The 17,233-nt window shown below is 70.4% G+C and carries 17 protein-coding genes and 1 pseudogene; 16 read left to right on the top strand and 2 right to left on the bottom strand.

The window, feature by feature from the left end; translation table 11 throughout:
- Nucleotides 1-422: 422 nt before the first annotated feature.
- The 15 genes from ACZ466_RS07185 to ACZ466_RS07115 all read left to right on the top strand — a co-directional run bounded on the left by ACZ466_RS07185 (nucleotide 423) and on the right by ACZ466_RS07115 (nucleotide 15,250).
- The gene (locus ACZ466_RS07185; protein ID WP_378283834.1) at nucleotides 423-1,403 is read left to right on the top strand and encodes an ABC transporter ATP-binding protein; all 981 of its coding nucleotides are present in this window, start codon (nucleotides 423-425) and stop codon (nucleotides 1,401-1,403) included.
- A gap of 46 nt (nucleotides 1,404-1,449) precedes the next feature.
- A complete protein-coding gene (locus ACZ466_RS07180) occupies nucleotides 1,450-2,235 on the top strand; it encodes an MlaE family ABC transporter permease (protein WP_378283833.1) in 786 nt (261 codons plus the stop codon).
- A 4-nt stretch (nucleotides 2,236-2,239) separates the two neighbouring features.
- Complete coding sequence (locus ACZ466_RS07175) at nucleotides 2,240-3,076, top strand: MlaE family ABC transporter permease (RefSeq protein ID WP_378283832.1); 837 nt, start codon at nucleotides 2,240-2,242, stop codon at nucleotides 3,074-3,076.
- Nucleotides 3,077-3,100: 24 nt separating this feature from the next.
- Nucleotides 3,101-4,381, top strand: a complete 1,281-nt coding sequence (locus ACZ466_RS07170; protein WP_378283831.1) for an MCE family protein — start codon at nucleotides 3,101-3,103, stop codon at nucleotides 4,379-4,381.
- 2 nt (nucleotides 4,382-4,383) lie between these two features.
- Nucleotides 4,384-5,430: an MCE family protein gene (locus tag ACZ466_RS07165; RefSeq protein ID WP_378283883.1), complete on the top strand. Its 1,047-nt coding sequence runs from the start codon at nucleotides 4,384-4,386 to the stop codon at nucleotides 5,428-5,430.
- The gene (locus ACZ466_RS07160; RefSeq protein ID WP_378283830.1) at nucleotides 5,427-6,539 is read left to right on the top strand and encodes an MCE family protein; all 1,113 of its coding nucleotides are present in this window, start codon (nucleotides 5,427-5,429) and stop codon (nucleotides 6,537-6,539) included. The genes ACZ466_RS07165 and ACZ466_RS07160 overlap by 4 nt, the downstream gene beginning before the upstream one ends.
- Nucleotides 6,536-7,768 (top strand): MCE family protein, encoded by a 1,233-nt coding sequence (locus ACZ466_RS07155; protein WP_378283829.1) that lies wholly within the window; start codon nucleotides 6,536-6,538, stop codon nucleotides 7,766-7,768. Before ACZ466_RS07160 ends, ACZ466_RS07155 begins: the two co-directional genes overlap by 4 nt.
- Nucleotides 7,765-9,003 carry an MCE family protein gene (locus ACZ466_RS07150; protein ID WP_378283828.1) on the top strand — a complete coding sequence of 413 codons (1,239 nt, stop codon included), beginning with the start codon at nucleotides 7,765-7,767 and terminating at the stop codon, nucleotides 9,001-9,003. The genes ACZ466_RS07155 and ACZ466_RS07150 overlap by 4 nt, the downstream gene beginning before the upstream one ends.
- A complete protein-coding gene (locus tag ACZ466_RS07145; RefSeq protein WP_378283827.1) occupies nucleotides 9,003-10,253 on the top strand; it encodes an MCE family protein in 1,251 nt (416 codons plus the stop codon). Before ACZ466_RS07150 ends, ACZ466_RS07145 begins: the two co-directional genes overlap by 1 nt.
- Nucleotides 10,250-10,807 (top strand): hypothetical protein, encoded by a 558-nt coding sequence (locus ACZ466_RS07140; protein WP_378283826.1) that lies wholly within the window; start codon nucleotides 10,250-10,252, stop codon nucleotides 10,805-10,807. The genes ACZ466_RS07145 and ACZ466_RS07140 overlap by 4 nt, the downstream gene beginning before the upstream one ends.
- Before the next feature lie 8 nt (nucleotides 10,808-10,815).
- Nucleotides 10,816-11,316 carry a hypothetical protein gene (locus ACZ466_RS07135; RefSeq protein WP_378283825.1) on the top strand — a complete coding sequence of 167 codons (501 nt, stop codon included), beginning with the start codon at nucleotides 10,816-10,818 and terminating at the stop codon, nucleotides 11,314-11,316.
- Between the two features lie 14 nt (nucleotides 11,317-11,330).
- Nucleotides 11,331-12,176, top strand: coding sequence for a hypothetical protein (locus ACZ466_RS07130; protein ID WP_378283824.1), 846 nt, complete (start codon nucleotides 11,331-11,333; stop codon nucleotides 12,174-12,176).
- 10 nt (nucleotides 12,177-12,186) lie between these two features.
- Nucleotides 12,187-12,723 carry a hypothetical protein gene (locus ACZ466_RS07125; protein ID WP_378283823.1) on the top strand — a complete coding sequence of 179 codons (537 nt, stop codon included), beginning with the start codon at nucleotides 12,187-12,189 and terminating at the stop codon, nucleotides 12,721-12,723.
- 89 nt (nucleotides 12,724-12,812) lie between these two features.
- Nucleotides 12,813-14,021 (top strand): DUF4192 domain-containing protein, encoded by a 1,209-nt coding sequence (locus ACZ466_RS07120; protein WP_378283822.1) that lies wholly within the window; start codon nucleotides 12,813-12,815, stop codon nucleotides 14,019-14,021.
- 728 nt (nucleotides 14,022-14,749) lie between these two features.
- Nucleotides 14,750-15,250 carry a VOC family protein gene (locus ACZ466_RS07115; protein WP_378283821.1) on the top strand — a complete coding sequence of 167 codons (501 nt, stop codon included), beginning with the start codon at nucleotides 14,750-14,752 and terminating at the stop codon, nucleotides 15,248-15,250.
- On the opposite strand, the pseudogene ACZ466_RS07110 reads toward ACZ466_RS07115, so the two are convergent.
- Together ACZ466_RS07110 and ACZ466_RS07105 are read right to left on the bottom strand one after the other, a co-directional pair.
- A pseudogene (locus ACZ466_RS07110) lies at nucleotides 15,226-15,480 on the bottom strand (helix-turn-helix domain-containing protein); the annotation flags it as partial. The gene ACZ466_RS07115 and the pseudogene ACZ466_RS07110 sit on opposite strands and share 25 nt — an antisense overlap.
- Nucleotides 15,481-15,720: 240 nt before the next feature.
- The gene (locus ACZ466_RS07105) at nucleotides 15,721-16,089 is read right to left on the bottom strand and encodes a hypothetical protein (protein WP_378283820.1); all 369 of its coding nucleotides are present in this window, start codon (nucleotides 16,087-16,089) and stop codon (nucleotides 15,721-15,723) included.
- A 187-nt stretch (nucleotides 16,090-16,276) separates the two neighbouring features.
- On the opposite strand from ACZ466_RS07105, the gene ACZ466_RS07100 reads away from it, so the two are divergent.
- Entirely contained in the window at nucleotides 16,277-17,188 is a 912-nt protein-coding gene (locus tag ACZ466_RS07100; RefSeq protein ID WP_378283819.1) for a polysaccharide deacetylase family protein, read from the top strand.
- Nucleotides 17,189-17,233: the final 45 nt, after the last annotated feature.

Raw genomic sequence — 17,233 nt, 5'->3', positions numbered from 1 at the left:
GGTGATTTGAACTGCGTTCTGTACTCGATCTAGAAAATGCCGATCGGGCCGAGCGTCATTCTGTTGCGCACGCCTGCTCCGTGACCAGGTTAGTCCTTTCCCGGGGCGGTGGAGGCGCCTGTGCGGGAGCCCGTGGTGGCGCGTGGACCTGGGTCGATGGCAGGGCTTCCGGTCGGGCGCGCACTTGGAGATAAACCCTCTGGTAGGCATTGTCAATCGGTGACAACGAAGTCACAGGCCGATATTGGATTCACCGGTGTTGCTTGCGTCCGTCATGCCGCACAAGTAGCGTACCCGCCAGTAGGGAAGGCGTGGCGAACGGTTCCCCGGCAATCGCCGTTTCGGTGCGCGATTCAACGCGCGGGCGATCGCCGATATATGCGGCCGGAATGGGGAGTTCCTTCGATGTTCGAGTCCGCGGAATGGGCATAGAAGTCGTCGTCGAGGGGCTGACCAAGTCCTTCGGCCGGCAGACCATCTGGCGGGAGGTGTCGCTGACGCTGCCCGCCGGCGAGGTGAGCGTGCTGCTCGGGCCCTCGGGCACCGGCAAGACCGTCTTCCTCAAGTCGCTGATCGGGCTGCTCAAGCCCGAGCGCGGCCGGGTGCTGATCGACGGCGTCGACATGGTGAACGACCCCGACCGCAAGGTCTACGAGACGCGCAAGCGGTTCGGCCTGATGTTCCAGGACGGCGCCCTGTTCGGCTCGATGAACCTGTTCGACAACATCGCCTTCCCGCTGCGCGAGCACACCCGCAAGAAGGAGTCGGAGGTCCGGCGGATCGTCCTGGAGCGGATGGAGATGGTGGGCCTGGCCGGCCAGGAGCGCAAGCTGCCCGGCCAGATCTCCGGCGGCATGCGCAAGCGGGCCGGGCTGGCCCGGGCGCTGGTGCTGGACCCGCAGATCATCCTGTGCGACGAGCCCGACTCCGGCCTCGACCCCGTCCGCACCGCCTACCTGTCCCAGCTGCTCATCGATCTGAACGCGCGGATCGACGCGACGATGCTGATCGTCACCCACAACATCGAGATCGCCTCGACCGTCCCCGACAACATCGGCATGCTCTTCCGCCGCGACCTGGTCACCTTCGGGCCCCGCGAGGTCCTGCTGACCAGCGAGGAGCCGGTGGTCGCGCAGTTCCTGCGGGGCAACCGGCACGGCCCGATCGGGATGAGCGAGGAGAAGGACGCCTCCGAGCTGGCCGCCGAGGCGCGGCTGGCGCGGCCGGCGTCCGGGGTGCCCGAGATCGTCCCGCAGCTGGAGCCGAGCCCCGGCATGCCCGAGCGCAGGGCGGTCACCCGGCGCCGCGAACGCGTGATGACCATGCTCGCGCAGCTTCCCCCCGCAGCCCAGGAGGCGATTTTGAACAGCCTGCTGCCCCCCGTGAGGGGAGGCCGCCCATGAACGACTCGTCCGGCGGCCAGCGGCGCCCCCGCGGGGGGTGGTCGTGATGGTGTCGCAGTCCGGGGTGCCCGGTGCCGGGGCCCTGCGCGAGACGGGACGGCTGTTCGCGCTCGGCGCCACCGTGCTCACGCAGATGTTCCGGCGCCCCTTCCAGGCCCGGGAGCTGGTGGAGCAGTTCTGGTTCATCGCCTCGGTCACGATCCTGCCGACCGCGCTGGTGTCCATCCCGTTCGGCGCGGTGATCGCGCTGCAGGTCGGGTCGCTGGCGCAGCAGCTGGGCGCGCAGTCGTTCACCGGCGGCGCCAGCGTGCTCGCGGTGATCCAGCAGGCCAGCCCGATCATCGTGGCGCTGCTGATCTCCGGCGCGGGCGGCTCGGCGATCTGCGCCGACATCGGCTCGCGGACGATCCGCGAGGAGATGGACGCGATGGAGGTCATGGGCGTCTCGCCGATCCAGCGGCTGATCGTGCCGCGGGTGCTGGCGGCGATGCTGGTGGCGGTGCTGCTGAACGGCCTGGTCTCGGTCGTCGGCGTCCTCGGCGGCTACTTCTTCAACGTCATCCTGCAGGGCGGCACGCCCGGCGCGTACCTGGCGTCCTTCTCCGCGCTGGCGCAGCTGCCCGACCTCTACATCAGCGAGTTCAAGGCGCTGCTGTTCGGCTTCATCGCCGGGGTCGTGGCGGCCTACCGCGGGCTCAACCCCAGAGGCGGGCCCAAGGGCGTGGGGGACGCGGTCAACCAGTCGGTCGTGATCACCTTCCTGCTGCTGTTCTTCGTCAACCTGGTGCTGACCGCGATCTACCTCCAGGTCGTCCCGCCGAAGGGGGCGTGAGGGGATGGTCTCGACCGGTTCCCGCCTGCGCCGTCCCGGATCGTGGTTCGCCTGGCTCGACCAGCCCGGCGACCAGCTCGGCTTCTACGTGCGGGCGCTGCTGTGGACGCCGCGCGCGCTGCGCCGCTACCTCAAGGAGGTGCAGCGGCTGCTGGGCGAGGTCGCGTTCGGGTCGGGCGCGCTGGCGGTGATCGGCGGCACGGTCGGCGTGATGTTCGCGATGACGCTGTTCACCGGCGTGGTCGTCGGCCTCCAGGGGTACGCGGCGCTCAACCAGATCGGCACCTCGGCGTTCACCGGGTTCGTGTCGGCCTACTTCAACACCCGGGAGATCGCGCCGCTGGTGGCCGGGCTGGCGCTGTCGGCGACGGTCGGCGCGGGCTTCACCGCCCAGCTCGGCGCGATGCGGATCAACGAGGAGATCGACGCGCTGGAGGGCATGGGCATCCCGTCGCTGCCCTACCTGGTCACCACCCGGATCATCGCGGGCACGGTGGCGATCATCCCGCTGTACGGGATCGGGCTGCTCAGCTCCTACCTGGCGTCCCGGCAGGTCACCATCTGGGTGAACGGGCAGTCGGCGGGCACCTACGACCACTACTTCAACGTGTTCCTGTCGCCCACCGACGTGGTGCTGTCGTTCCTCAAGGTGCTGATCTTCAGCGTGATGGTGATCCTCGCGCACTGCTACTACGGCTACCGCGCGAGCGGCGGCCCCGCCGGCGTCGGCGTGGCGGTGGGCCGCGCGGTCCGCACCGCGATCGTGCTGATCAGCGTGACCGACTTCTTCCTCAGCCTGGCGATCTGGGGCGCCACGACGACGGTGAAGGTCGCCGGATGAGCGCGCCGAGGGAGGTGACCGGCGATGCGTGAAGGCCCCCTGGCGACGGTGTCGCGGCGGCTGCAGGGCGTGGTGTTCCTGCTGGTCCCCGCGCTGCTGGTGTGGCTGGCCGTCGCGATCTACCAGAAGCGGTTCACCGACGCGACGATGGTGACGCTGCGCACCGGGTCGGTCGGGAACGAGCTGCACCGGCACGCCGACGTCAAGGTGCGCGGCGTGGTCGTCGGCGAGGTCCGGGAGATCACCGCCGACGGCTCGGGCGCCCGGCTGACGCTGGCACTCAAGCCCGAGACGGTGCGGCGGATCCCGCGGAACGTGTCCGCGCAGATGCTCCCGACCACGCTGTTCGGGCAGCGGTTCGTGGCGCTGATGATCCCCGCGCAGCCGGCGGCGGACCGGCTCACCGACGGCAGCGTCATCACCGAGGACCGCACGGCCAACGCGGTGGAGCTCCAGGAGGTCCTCAACAACACGCTGCCGCTGCTGACCGCCGTCCAGCCCGCCAAGCTGTCGGCGACGCTGACCGCGATGTCGCAGGCCCTGGAGGGACGCGGCGACGAGCTGGGCCAGACGCTGGTCACGCTCGACGCGTACCTGAAGAAGTTCAACCCCGACCTGCCCGCGCTCAACCGCAACATCCACGAGCTCGTCGCGTTCAGCCACAACTACGCCGACGCGACCCCCGACATCCTGGACGCGCTGTACGACTTCACCGCGACCAGCCGCACCGTCGTCGACCAGCGCCGCAACCTCAGCGAGCTGTACTCCACCGTCACCTCCGGGGCGCAGGACCTCACCACGTTCCTGCGCGAGAACTCCGCCAACATGATCCAGCTGGCGTCCACGAGCCGCGGGTCGCTGGAGGTGCTGGCGCGGTACTCGCCCGAGTTCCCCTGCGTGTTCTCGATGCTGAACGACTTCATCCCGGAGATGGACCGGGCGCTGGGCAAGGGCACGGACCGGCCCGGCCTGCAGGTGGACGTCACCTCCGTCCCGTCCAAGGGCCGCTACATCCCGGGCAGGGACACGCCGCGGTACACGGCGGGCGGCGGGCCGCGCTGCTACCCCGTCCCGTACGACCCGTCCGGCGGCGCGGCGGCCCGCGGCCAGGCCGCGCCCCCGGGACGCGCCGCGCCGGTCGCGGTCACCCCCGGCGGCCTCGGCCTGCCCAACTCCCCGCAGGAGAACGCCCTGGTGAACGAGCTGGTCGCGCCCGCCCTGCGGGAGGTCCCGCAGTCCCTGCCCGACTGGAGCAGCGTCCTGGTCGGCCCGATCTACCGGGGGGCGAAGGTGAGCGTCCGGTGAGGATGAACCTCAAGGGCCTCGGCGGCCCGCTGGTCAAGTCGATCCTGTTCGTGGTCGTGACCGTCACCGCCACCGCCGTGCTGGCCATCAGCATCGCCAACACCGGCGTCGGCGACGCCGACCGCTACAGCGCGCGCTTCACCGACGTGGCCGGGCTGAACGAGGGCGACAGCGTGCGGATCGCGGGCGTGCGGATCGGCCAGGTCACCGACATCGGCGTGGTGAACCGGCGGCAGGCCAGGGTGGCGTTCACGGTGCAGAAGGGGCGCCGGCTGCCCGCGTCCACCACCGCGACGATCAAGTACCTCAACCTGGTCGGGCAGCGCTTCATCGAACTGGACCGGGGCACCGGGACGCCCGGCGCGATCCTGCCGCGCGGCGGCACCATCCCGGTGCAGCGCACGACGCCCGCGCTCAACCTCACCCAGCTGTTCAACGGCTTCCAGCCGCTGTTCCAGGCGCTGTCGCCCACCGACGTCAACCAGCTCGCCGGGGAGATCATCCAGGTGCTGCAGGGCGAGGGCCCCACGATGGACTCGCTGCTGCGCACGGTGGCGTCCCTCACCAGCACCCTGGCGGGCAAGGACCAGGTCATCGGGCAGGTCATCGACAACCTCAACGACGTGCTGGAGACGATCAACGCCCGCGGCGACCAGCTCGCCGACCTGATCGTCACGCTGCGCAGGCTGACCTCCGGGCTGGCCGCCGACCGCAGGCCGCTCGGCGAGGCGATCGGGGCCATGTCGGAGCTGACCAACAGCACCGCCGGACTGCTGCAGGTCGGCCGGGCGCCGCTCGAGGACAGCATCGCCCAGCTGGGCCGGCTGTCGGACAACCTCGCCGACGAGTCCCCGACCCTCGACCGCTTCCTGGGGACGCTGCCCGGCAAGAGCGCCACCATCGCGCGGCTCGGCTCCTACGGGTCGTGGATGAACTTCTACATGTGCCAGGCCACCATCACCGGCGCCCGCTACACCGACGGCAGCAAACCGCCCACGGGCGTCCCGATGGACGAGAGGGACGCGCTGAGATGCCAGGAGGAGCGATGAGCGGCCCCGCGCGGCCGGCGCCGACCGCGCTGCCGCCGCTGAAACGCGCCCGCGCCGGGTTCCTGCGCGGCAGGCCCATCAAGGAGCGCAACCCGATCGGCGTCGCCGTGGTCGGGCTGGTGATCATCCTGGTGCTGGGGACGCTCGCCTACCGCGCCGACGACCTGCCCGTCATCGGCGGCGGCACCACCTACACCGCCGACTTCCGCGAGGCGGCCGGGCTCCGGCCCGACGACGAGGTGCGCGTCGCCGGCGTCAAGGTCGGCGAGGTCACCGGCGTGGAGCTGGACGGGCCCAAGGTCAAGGTCACCTTCCGGGTCAGGGACACCTGGATCGGCAGCGCCAGCACCGCCGGAATCATGATCAAGACGCTGCTGGGCGCCAAGTACCTGGCCGTCGACCCGCTCGGCCCCGCCGCCCAGGACCCGGGCCGGCGGATCCCGCTCAGCCGCACCGTGTCCCCCTACGACGTCACCCAGGCGTTCCAGGACCTGTCCGGCACCATCGACCGGCTCGACACCGTCAAGGTCGCGCAGAGCCTGGAGACGATCGCCGACACCTTCTCCACCACCTCGCCGAGCGTCCGCAAGGCCCTGGACGGCCTGTCCGCGCTCTCCCAGACGATCTCCACCCGGGACGCGCAGCTCGCCCGGCTGCTCGCCAACGCCAAGCAGGTCACCGGCGTGCTCGCGGAGCAGAGCGGCGAGTTCCAGCGGCTCCTCCAGGACGGCAACCTGCTGCTGGCCGAACTCCGCCGGCGCCGCGAGGCCATCCACGGGCTGCTGGTCGGGTCGCGGGCCCTGTCCCGTGAGCTGTCCGGGCTCGTCGCCGACAACCGGCGGCAGATGCAGCCCACCCTGGACGCCCTCGACCGGATCACCACCGTGCTGCAGCGCAACCAGGACAACCTCAACCGGGCCCTGGCGATCGCGGGGCCCTACAACCGGCTGCTCGGCAACGCGCTCGGCAACGGCCGCTGGATGGACGGCTACCTGTGCGGGGTCGTCCCCAAGGAGTACCTGGCCCCGAACACGCCGCCCAAGGACGACTGCCGCCCGCCCAAACCCGCCGGTCCCGTGGTGACCGGGAACGGAGGTGGCGGCCGATGATGGAGACGTCCTGGCGCAGGCAGATGTGGCAGGAGCGGCGCCGCACCGTGATCGCGCTGGCCCTGGCGCTGGTCCTGATGGCCGTGGCGCTGGCGTCGGTCGCCGGCGGCACCACCGGCAAGCGCATCACCGCCTACTTCGCCGCCGCCGTCGGCGTCTACCCCGGCTCGGACGTGCGGATCCTCGGCGTGAAGGTCGGCACGATCGACGAGGTCACCCCCATGGGCACCCGCGTCCGCACGCGGCTCACCCTGGACCGGGACGTGCCCGTCCCCGCCGACGCCAAGGCGGTCGTGATCGCCCCCAGCGTCGTCGCCGACCGCTACATCCAGCTCACCCCCGCCTACACCGGCGGCACGCAGATCGCGGCCGGCGCCGAGATCCCGGTGACCCGGACGGCGACGCCCGTCGAGCTGGACCAGCTCTACGACAGCCTGAAGCGCATCTCCGGCGACCTCGGCCCCAAGGGCGCCAACTCCCAGGGCGCCCTGTCGCGCGCCCTCCAGGTCGGCGCGGAGAACCTGGGCGGCAACGGGCAGGCGATCAACGACACGATCGCCCAGTTCGGCCAGGCCAGCAAGACGCTGGCCGGATCGAGCGAGGACCTGTTCGCCACCGTCGCCAACCTGCAGAAGTTCACCACGATGATCAAGGACAACGACTCCCAGGTGCGGCTGGCCGAACGGCAGCTGGCCGAGGTCACCGGCTTCCTCGCCGCCGACCGCGACGAGCTCGGCGCCGCGCTGCGCGAACTGGCCGTCGCGCTCGGCCAGGTCCGCGACTTCGTCCGCGACAACCGGGCGCTGCTGAAGAAGGACGTCGACAAGCTCGCCTCCATCACCCGGGTCCTGGTCGACCAGCGGGCCTCGCTCGCCGAGGCGTTCGACGTGCTGCCGCTGAACGCCACCAACCTGCTCAACAGCTACGACCCGTCCACCCGGACGCTGATGGGACGCGGCAACCTGAACGAGATCAGCATGGGCCCCATCTCCACGGCCGGCACGGCTGCCGGGGCCGCGCTGGCGGCGCTCGGGCAGGGCACGGGCAACCCGGTGTGCGGATCGTCGGCCGCGTCCAACGCGACCGTGAAGGCGCTGTGCGAGAAGCAGCGCGCCGGGACCCTGACCCCCGTACCGGAATCGGCGACCGGGATCCTTCCCCCGATGCCGCTGCCGACCGTGGGCGACACGTACGGCTCGCCCACGTCCCCCAAGGGAGGCGGCCGATGAGCCACCCGAGAAGAACAGGACGGGCCGTGCTCTACGCCACGGCGGGCGCGGTCCTGCTGAGCGGCTGCGGAGGCGGCTTCACCGGAGTGCAGGACCTTCCCCTCCCCGGGGGCGCCGACCTGGGGTCCAACCCGTACACCGTCACCGCCGAGTTCTCCAACGTGCTCGACCTCGTTCCACAGGCCGCCGTGAAAGTGAACGACGTCGCCGTGGGCCGCGTCTCCAAAGTGTCGCTGCCACTGAACGGCTGGACCGCCCAGGTCACCATGAAGGTGAACGGCAAGGTGCGCCTCCCGTCCAACGCCACGGCCCGCCTGGAGCAGTCCAGCCTCCTCGGCGAGAAGTACATCCAGCTCGCCGCCCCCACCTCCGGCGCCACCGGCACCCTGGGCAACGGCGCGCGCATCCCCGCGTCCCGCACCAACCGCAACGTCGAAGTGGAAGAGGTCTTCGGCGCCCTGTCCATGCTCCTGAACGGCGGCGGCCTCCCCCAGCTGCGCACCATCTCCCGCGAACTCAACAACGCCCTCACCGGCAACGAGGCGGAGATCAAGTCGGTGCTGCGCCGCCTCAACGAACTCACCACCAGCCTCGACTCCAACAAGGGCGACATCGTCGCCGCCCTGGACGGCCTCAACCGGCTGTCCGCCACGCTCTCCACACGACGGCAGAAACTCGGCACCGTCCTGGGCGACCTGAGCCCCGGCCTGAAGGTCCTCGAAGACCAGCGCGGCGCGCTCATCACCATGCTCCGCCAGCTCGAGGACCTCTCGGACGTGGCGGTGAAGACCATCAACGCCTCCCAGGACGACTTCGTCGCCGACCTGCGCGCCCTCGCCCCCACACTCCAGAAACTGGCCGACGCGGGCGAGGACCTGCCCAACTCGCTGCAGGTGCTGCTCACCTACCCGTTCACCGACGCGGTGATGAACGCGGTCAAGGGCGACTACCTCAACGTGTACCTGGCCGTCAGCGCGGTACCGGGCACGGCGATCATCCCGCCGATGACGCCCGCGCCGTCCGGCGCCCCCGCCGCCCGGACCCCGAACCGGCAGGTGCGGGACACCCCGACGCTGCCGCTGCCGCCCGCCGACACCCCCTCGATCGTGCAGCCGCCCATCGTCCCCGGCACCCCGACCCCGTCCGGCACGGGCAGCCCGAGCCCGAGCGCGCCCGGCACGCCGCCCGGCGGCGGAGGCGGCATCTTCCCCGAGATCCCCGGCGGAGGCGGCTGATGCTGACCCTCGGAACACGGATCAGGACGCTGGCCTTCCTGGCCATCTCCCTGACGATCATCGCGTTCATCGGCGCCCGCTACGCCGACCTCGGCCGGTACGTGGGACTGCGCGGCTACTACGTCGCCAAGCTCGAACTCGCCGAGACCGGCGGGCTGTTCCCCGGCTCCAACATCACCTACCGGGGCGTCTCCGTCGGCCGGGTCGGCGACCTGCACCTCACCGACGACGGCGTCGTCGCCGACCTGAAGATCGACGACTCCGCGCCGCGGATCCCGTCGAACCTGCAGGCCGTGGTCGCCAACCTGTCCGCCGTCGGCGAGCAGTACGTCGACCTGCGCCCCGCCGGCAGCACCGGCCCCTACCTCGACGACGGCACCGTCATCCCGCGCTCGGCCGGCGCCATCCCCGCGCCCGTCACCGACCTCCTCAAATCCGCCAACGACTTCACCGGCTCGGTCCCGCTGGAGTCGCTGCGCATCGTCGTGGACGAGTTCTACCAGGCGTTCAACGGCCAGGGACCCAACCTGCAGGCGCTCATGGACGCGCAGAACCAGTTCATCCGCGCCGCCGACGCCAACATCGCCCCCACCAGCCGCCTCATCCACGACGGCGAGCTCGCGCTGCGCACCCAGAACGAGGAGGCCGCCGCGCTCAAGGCGTTCGCCCGCGACGCCCGGCTGCTCGCCGGCCAGCTCCGCACCTCCGACGCCGACCTGCGCAGGCTGATCGCCGCCGCGCCGCAGGCGTCCACCGAGATCACCGGACTGCTCCGCGACCTCGACCCCAGCCTCAGCGTCGTCATCGCCAACCTCCTCACCTTCTCCAAACTGACCGCCACCCGCACCGACGGCCTGGAGGAACTCCTCGTCCGCCTCCCCGGAGTCGTCTCCGCCGGCTCCACCGTCGTCCAGGACGGGAAACTGCGCTTCGGGATGGCCACCACGTTCTTCAACCCGCTGCCCTGCATGCGCGGGTACGGCGGCACCACCTACCGCAACGGGCTCAACGTCTCCGAGGGCCCGCCGCTCAACACCGGCGCGAACTGCACCATGCCGGCCTCCAGCGGGGTGAACGTCCGCGGCGCCGCCAACGCCCCCCGCCGCGGCGTCCCCGAACCGGCCCGCCCCGGCTCGGTGGGCCTGACGGCCGGACCGGACGCCGACCTCCCCGGCGCGCTCGGCCTCCCGGGCGTCCCGGGACGGCAGCCCGACATGGGCGACCTCCTCGGACTGGGAGACCAGCGATGACCGAAACCGAGACCCGCCCCGAAACCACCGAGGACTCGCCACCGGCCGCCCGCTCCCGCCCCGCCCTCGCCTGCTGGGCCCTCGTCGCCACCGCCGCGCTGTTCCTGGCCTGGTCCTGCTGGACGTTCTGGGACATGCGCCAGGGCGAGGAACAGGACACCGCCCGCGACCGCGACCGCGCCGTCACCGCCGCCAAGCAGCAGATCGCCGTGCTCAACAGCATGGACGCCCGGCACCTCGACCAGAGCCTGCAACGCTGGCAGGACTCCTCCACCGGGCCCCTGCACGACGAGCTGAAACGCACCCGCGCCGACAGCAGGCAGAAGATCCAGAAGGCCGGGACCAGCGCCACCGGGACCGTCTCCGACGCCGCCCTCACCGCCCTGGACCACCGCACCGGCTCCGCCCGGGTCATCGCCACCGTCCGGATCGAGATCACCCGGACCGGCGCCGCTCCGACCGTCCAGCGCAAACGCTACGACGCCGCCCTGACCCGCACCGCGGCCGGATGGAAGCTCAAGTCCCTGACCGCCCTGCCTGCCAACGCCCGATGAGGAGCCCCGTGAGAACGGCCCTGTGGCGCCCGCTGACCATCGCCCTGGTGCTCGCCCTGGCCGCGGCGGGCGTGCTGGCCTTCACCGACCGGCAGCGCGGCTCCTCCCCGTCCGCCAACCGCGCGCTGCTCGACAGCGAGGCCACCACCAAGGCGGTCGGCGACGTCAGCAACGCCCTGGTCAAGATCTTCTCGTACCAGCACGGCGACGTCGCCGCCACCGAGAAGGCCGCCGCCGACCTGCTGGAGGGCAAGGCCGCCCAGCAGTACCGGGGCCTGTTCGCGCAGGTGAAGCAGCAGGCCCCCGCGCAGCAGCTCAACCTGACCACCCGCGTCGTCCGCGCCGGCGTCTCCCGGATGTCCGCGGACACCGCCCACCTCCTGGTCTTCCTCGATCAGGCGAGCACCCGCAAGGGCCTGCCCGCCGGCGGCACGGCCGCGGCACAACTGACCGTGACCGCCCACCTGCGCGACGGCCAGTGGCGCATCGCCGAGATCCGGTCGAGCTGACGATGGGACCCCAGGTGAAGACCAAGAACCGCACCCCCAAGCCAACCGCCCCCGAACCAAGCGACACCGAGTCGGCCGAGACAGAATCGGGGGACACCAAGTCGCCCGACGCCGAAGCGCCAGACGCCAAGCCGAACAAGGCCAAGCCGCCCAAAACCGAGCCGGACGACGTCGAGCCGAGCGACGCCGAGCTGAGCAAGGCCAAGCCGCGCAAGGCCAAGCCGCTCAAAACCGAGCCGGACACCGCCGGAGCAGACAAGACCAGCGCAGACAAGACCAGCGCAGACAACACCGGAGCGGACAACGCCGAAGCGGACAACACCGGTGCAGGCGACGCGGACAAACCCCAGAAGCCGAACGGCAGACGCACGGTAGCGCTGGCTCTGACGGTGGTCGCCGCCCTGTGCGCGGCATGGTTCGGGTGGTCCTGGTACGGAGCGGCGCACGACGAATCCCTGCATTACTCAAGCGCGCGCGACGAAGCGTTGCATGCGGGGGAGCAGGCGATACAGAACCTCAACACCCTCGACTACCGCAGCCTGGACGAGGGCCTGAAGGTGTGGCAGGACTCCTCCACCAGCCAGCTCTACCGGGAGATCGTGCAGGGACGTCCGCAGTTCGAGCAGGCCGTCCGCAAGGCCCAGACCATCACGTCCGCCAAGGTCCTGGACGCGGCCGTGACCGAACTGGACCAGCACGCGGGCAAGGCGAGCGTCCTTGTGGCCCTCCAGGTGACCGTCACCCCGCCCAAGGGGGAACCGACCGTCAAGAAGACCCGGCTCATGGGCCAGCTCACCCGTACCTCGACGGGCTGGAAGCTCAGCGCCCTCGCCCAGGCCCCGGTCGGATCGGGCGGGTGAAAGGACGACCATGAAGCACACGCTCCGCGCCCTGTGGCGACACCCCAGGCTCCCCGTGGCCCTGGCTGTCATCACCATCCTCCTGGGCGGCGTAGGGGCCTGGTCGGCCCGCCAGGCGCACGCCCTCAACAGCGGGACGACCGCCGACAACGCCGCCCTGACCGACAACGCCCGGACGAGCGCGCTCAAGGGCGAGGTCACCGACATCGTCAACACGGTCTTCTCCTACAACTACACCGACGTCGCCAAGACCGAGCGCGCGGCGCAGACCCTCCTCACGGGCAAGGCCGTGCAGCAGTACAACCAGATGATCGCCGTGGTCCGCACGCAGGCCCCGACGCAGAAGCTGGTCCTCACCACCACGGTCACCGACAGCGGGGTCCGCATGCTGAACGGCGACCGCGCCCGCCTCCTGATCTTCGCCGACCAGCGCAGCACGCGCACGGACAAGAACCAGACGGCCTACTCCGCGGCGATGTTCTCGGTGAGCGCCGTCCACCGCGAGCGCCGGTGGCAGATAGACAACATCGACACCTTCCTCAAATAGGGACAATTCCGAAGGGCGTCCCGGCACCACTTATCCACAATTCCCGCAACCCCTTCCAGGCCCCCGCCCGACCGGCCAAAGTCGAAGGCATGAACCCACCGACCGGCCGGAACCCCATGGTGATCCGCTCCATTCCCGACGCGATCGCCGCCGTCCCCTACCTCCTGGGCTTTCACCCGTCCGAGAGCCTGGTGGTCATCGGTTACGACGGGCCGCACAACATGTGCGCCATTCGCGTCGACTTACCCGCGCGGGACGACCGCGCCGAAACGGCCGCCACCGCCGAGCGGGTCGTGTCCGTTCTGGGCGACAACGGTTTCCGGCGGGCCCTGATCCTCGGGTACGGCCCGGCGGATCAGGTCGACGCTGCCGCCTCCACCATCTGGGACGGCCTGGCCGCCCACGGCCTCTCCCTGACCGACGCCGCCCGTGTCGCAGACGACCGCTGGTGGTCCCTCACCTGCGTGGACGCGGAGTGCTGCGCCCCCGGCGGCAACCCGTACGACAGTTCCCTCACCGTCGTAGCGGCCCAGGCCACCCTCGCCGGAAAGGTCGCCCTGACCGACCGCACCGAACTGGCCCGCTCCATCGCCCCCGTCACCGGCAAGGCCCGCGCCGCCATGCACGAAGCCACCGCCCGAGCCGAGGCGCGCCTGAAATCCTGGGCCGTCGAAGGCCTCTCCCAATCCCAGTTCCACCAGCGGATGCTCCAAGAAGGCCAGTCACTGCTCATCCGCCTGCGCGGCGACGAGCCACCCACGGACAACTCCCCGTACCGCCACTCCACCCCAGAGCCGAAAGCGCTCTACCAACGTCCCACGGGATCAAACGCCCAGCACCCCAGCGCCTTCGACCGCTCACCACCCCCGACACGAAAGCCGCCGACCAACTCCGCCGGCCGGCCCAGCGACGATGACGTGGCCTGGCTCAGCGTCCTGCTGACCAACCTGCGTGTCCGTGACGAGGCCTGGGTGCGCATCGACGAGGAACAACCCGACGACGACATCGATTTCTGGCGCGACGTCCTGCGCCGCGTGGACGAGCCGTACGCGACCGCCCCAGCCTGCCTCCTGGCGTACGTCGCCTACGTCTCAGGAGACGGCGGCCTGGCCAACATCGCCCTGGAACGAGCCGACCCCGACTACTCCATGGCGACCCTTCTCGGATGGGCGTTCGAGGCGGGAGCACCGCCGTCCTTGGTCCGGCTCAACATGACGCCGGAAGACCTGGCCGCCGCCCACGCAACCCAAGACGCCCACTCCACCACCCCAGGAAGGGAGGGGCTTCTGGACCGATGACCCGGCGGGCCTGCTGCGAGGTCAACACCATCCCTTCCCTCCTTCACAAACCACGCAGCAGGCCGCCGCCCGTACATCAACCCTGAACAAGCAACCGACCCCTGCGACCAACCGCCCCAAACCCGCCAGCGGAGGCAGCGTGGTTCGGCCGGTGACAACGTCGCGCGGTGTTGGTCCTGGTGGACGACCCGGAACGCTGCGGTCGATAGAAACCTGGGCCATGGACGGCGGGCGGCGCGGCACAACGGCAGCGCGACGCCGGCTTCAGGTGGCGTCGGCCATCGGTCGCCATCATCGCGATGCCGCAATGTGCCGCCTATGCCCGCGGCGCCATGGAGCGTCGGGTGGCACGTAGCCCGTCAGGCGCGTCTCGGAGTGGGGCTCAGGTACCGCGCGAGTGCGCTACTCGGGTGGTGAGGCGATGTCGGGGGCGAGCTACCGACCAGCTCGCGAAGCGATGTTGTGTTCGCTGAGGCCCGGTAGGTGGGAGCCGATGCGGTACGGAAGCGCCATGAGTGCGTCCTAGTCAGATGAGTGCCGCTGGCCGACCACCTAGACGATCAAGTCCTATGGTTGGCCCGTCTGGCGAGAATCTGACTCGTCCCGGACGACCCTGGTGGGGTGATGTGGGTCGTCATCCATCGGGCGCCTTCTAGGACAGGGACTGACCTACAGCGGACCTAGCGTCATCGCCACGTTGAGGCGTTCGCACCCCAGGAGGCAGCCCGATGTCCGTCAAGCCTGTTCCCCAGGGCTACACCACCGTGACGCCGTGGATCATCTCTCGCGACACAGTGCAGCTCATCGACTTCATGAGGAGGGCGTTCGACGCGGAGGAGCTTGCGTGCCTCGCCGGCGAGGACGGAAGCGTCGCGCATGCGGAGGTGCGGATCGGTGACTCGGTGGTGATGATGTTCGACGCGCGGCCGGAGTGGCCGCCGACCCCCGGCTTCCTCCGTCTCTACGTCGAGGACGCTGACGCCGTGCACCGGCAGGCCGTCGCGGCCGGCGGAACCTCGGTCACCGAGGTCACCCACCTGTTCTTCGGAGACCGGGTCGGGCGGGTGCGCGACCCGCTGGGCAACCTGTACTGGATCCAGACCCGCATGGAGGACCTGAGTCCGCAGGAGATGGAAAGCCGCCTCGGCGACCCCGAGTTCACCAAAGCGATGGAGTACGTCCAAAGCGCCGACTTCTTCCCCGGACGGGATGCGGCGCGGTTGGTGTAGCGGTCGGCTGGAGCGATCGTGCATCCCCGCACGGCGCCCAGCCGCCGGTAACGGTCCGCCCAGCGGGCGGCGGTGGTGTGGGCCACCTGGAACCGTTCCGCCGCCCTGCGCAGTGGCCGGCCGTCGTCCACGACGCACCGCGCCAGACGCAGTCTGCCGGTCGGGGTCAGCGGGGCGTTACGGTGGGACGCGAGGGCCTCCTGGCGATCGGTGCAGACGTCGCAATCCACACCGAACCCATCAGGCCCTCACCCGTTCAAGCACCCAGCCCGCGTGTCACCAACGTGCCGGGACAGCACACCTAGGGCGTGTCTCGAAGTGGCCTCGGGGATTGCGCGAGCGCGTTCGCCTGGGAAGCGATGCCGGAGGCGAGCAGCTACTCCGAAATTGCGTGGTGATGTCGCGTTCGCCGAGGGCGGTTGGGGGCGCGTCGTCAGGCGAGCGTTGTGGGGCGGGCTTCGAGATACGGGCTAGCTGACGGCTTCGCCGGGGGAGCCCGGGTCTAGGCGGCGTTCGCGGTTGCGCTCGTTCCAGGCGCGCATGCGCGGTGGGTAGCCGACGATCTGCACGTCGTAGACGGGCAGGCCGAGTTTGTGGGCGACCTTGCCGATGACCTGGGGCGACCCGACCCGGCGGCGGGTCCATTCGCCGTCGTGGGCCACGGCCACGGCGGTGGTGTCGGTGGCGAAGGTCTCCGGCTCGACATAGAACTCGACGCCCTGGCGGCTGCGCGCGAACGCGATCAGCGCCTCGATGTCGGAGTCGGTGGCCTCGCGGTCGAGCCTGGTCACCGTCGAGCCACGGTGCTTGCGAATCCCGAATCGGTCCCGGAACCTCATCGGCGTGTCCCGTCGTCTCGTGCCGCCCCGGAACCGCTCCGGAGTCACTGGGCCGTATGACCCTAACGAGTATCGGGTGGAATGGGGTTCCCGACACAGGCGAGATATGCCCGGACGCCGGCCCCCGCGCCCCTACACTGTCGGGTCGAACAGATCAACAATGGGCGCGTGAGCCGAGGGAGCGTTCATGACGTGGCGGCGCGGAACGGTCGTGGTGCGGCGTTCGGCGGCGGTGGTGATGGGGCTCGCTTTGTGCGGGTGGCTGAGCACTCTGGCTCCCGTCCCGTCCACGCTCGTCTCCGCCCGTACCGGCGAGCGTCCCGCACAGGCCACGACGGTCGCCGGCGCCAAGGTGAGCCAGCGTCCTGTGCCGGCTCCCAGTGCGTCACCCACGCCCAGCGTCTCACCCACGCCCAGTGCCTCATCCACGCCCAGTGCGCCGCCCGCGGGCGGCGCCGATTGCAGGCGGATGAAATGCGTCGCCCTCACCTTCGACGACGGCCCGATGGGTGTCACGGCCCAGTTGCTCGACATCCTGGCCGCGCGCAAGGTGAAGGCCACGTTCTTTCTGGTCGGCCAGAACGTGGAGGAATTCCCGCACCTTGTTCGGCGTGAGGCCGCCGAGGGCCATGAACTCGCCAACCACAGCTATTCGCATGCCGACCTCGGCCGCTCCTCGAACTCGAAGGTGACGGCCGAACTCGTCCGCACTCAGCTGGCCATCAAGAAGGCGACCGGTGTCACTCCCACCCTGATGCGCCCGCCCTACGGATCGACCGACAAGCAGGTCGCCCGCATCACCAAGAAGCTGGGCCTCGCCCAGGTGCTCTGGACGGTGGACCCGCTCGACTGGCAGGTGCGCAACTCCAAGAGGGTGGAGCGCAAGGTCATCGGTGGCACCCGCAACGGGACCATCGTGCTGATGCACGACATCCACCCCACGACCGTCGCCGCGGTCCCGCTCATCATCAATCGCCTGGCGGCCAAGGGGTACGTCTTCGTGACGATCTCCCAGCTCTACGGCAAGCCCCTCACCCCGGGCAAGGAATACACCGAGCGCCGCGTGGCCGAGCCGCGCACTCCCCCTGTGGAACCTTGACATTCAGCGTTCGTTGTCTAAATACAACGGCCGTGTCGTCCCCGA

The sequence above is a fragment of the Actinomadura rugatobispora genome, from assembly GCF_055379765.1.
This window is presented reverse-complemented; position numbering and strand designations above follow the sequence as displayed.

Excerpts from the sequence above, each read along its gene's own strand:
- ACZ466_RS07185 (WP_378283834.1), top strand. The coding sequence starts at position 423 with ATGGGCATAGAAGTCGTCGTCGAGGGGCTGACCAAGTCCTTCGGCCGG.
- ACZ466_RS07180 (WP_378283833.1), top strand. The coding sequence starts at position 1,450 with ATGGTGTCGCAGTCCGGGGTGCCCGGTGCCGGGGCCCTGCGCGAGACG.
- ACZ466_RS07175 (WP_378283832.1), top strand. The coding sequence starts at position 2,240 with ATGGTCTCGACCGGTTCCCGCCTGCGCCGTCCCGGATCGTGGTTCGCC.
- ACZ466_RS07170 (WP_378283831.1), top strand. The coding sequence starts at position 3,101 with ATGCGTGAAGGCCCCCTGGCGACGGTGTCGCGGCGGCTGCAGGGCGTG.
- ACZ466_RS07165 (WP_378283883.1), top strand. The coding sequence starts at position 4,384 with ATGAACCTCAAGGGCCTCGGCGGCCCGCTGGTCAAGTCGATCCTGTTC.
- ACZ466_RS07160 (WP_378283830.1), top strand. The coding sequence starts at position 5,427 with ATGAGCGGCCCCGCGCGGCCGGCGCCGACCGCGCTGCCGCCGCTGAAA.
- ACZ466_RS07155 (WP_378283829.1), top strand. The coding sequence starts at position 6,536 with ATGATGGAGACGTCCTGGCGCAGGCAGATGTGGCAGGAGCGGCGCCGC.
- ACZ466_RS07150 (WP_378283828.1), top strand. The coding sequence starts at position 7,765 with ATGAGCCACCCGAGAAGAACAGGACGGGCCGTGCTCTACGCCACGGCG.
- ACZ466_RS07145 (WP_378283827.1), top strand. The coding sequence starts at position 9,003 with ATGCTGACCCTCGGAACACGGATCAGGACGCTGGCCTTCCTGGCCATC.
- ACZ466_RS07140 (WP_378283826.1), top strand. The coding sequence starts at position 10,250 with ATGACCGAAACCGAGACCCGCCCCGAAACCACCGAGGACTCGCCACCG.
- ACZ466_RS07125 (WP_378283823.1), top strand. The coding sequence starts at position 12,187 with ATGAAGCACACGCTCCGCGCCCTGTGGCGACACCCCAGGCTCCCCGTG.
- ACZ466_RS07120 (WP_378283822.1), top strand. The coding sequence starts at position 12,813 with ATGAACCCACCGACCGGCCGGAACCCCATGGTGATCCGCTCCATTCCC.
- ACZ466_RS07115 (WP_378283821.1), top strand. The coding sequence starts at position 14,750 with ATGTCCGTCAAGCCTGTTCCCCAGGGCTACACCACCGTGACGCCGTGG.
- ACZ466_RS07105 (WP_378283820.1), bottom strand. The coding sequence starts at position 16,089 with ATGAGGTTCCGGGACCGATTCGGGATTCGCAAGCACCGTGGCTCGACG.
- ACZ466_RS07100 (WP_378283819.1), top strand. The coding sequence starts at position 16,277 with ATGACGTGGCGGCGCGGAACGGTCGTGGTGCGGCGTTCGGCGGCGGTG.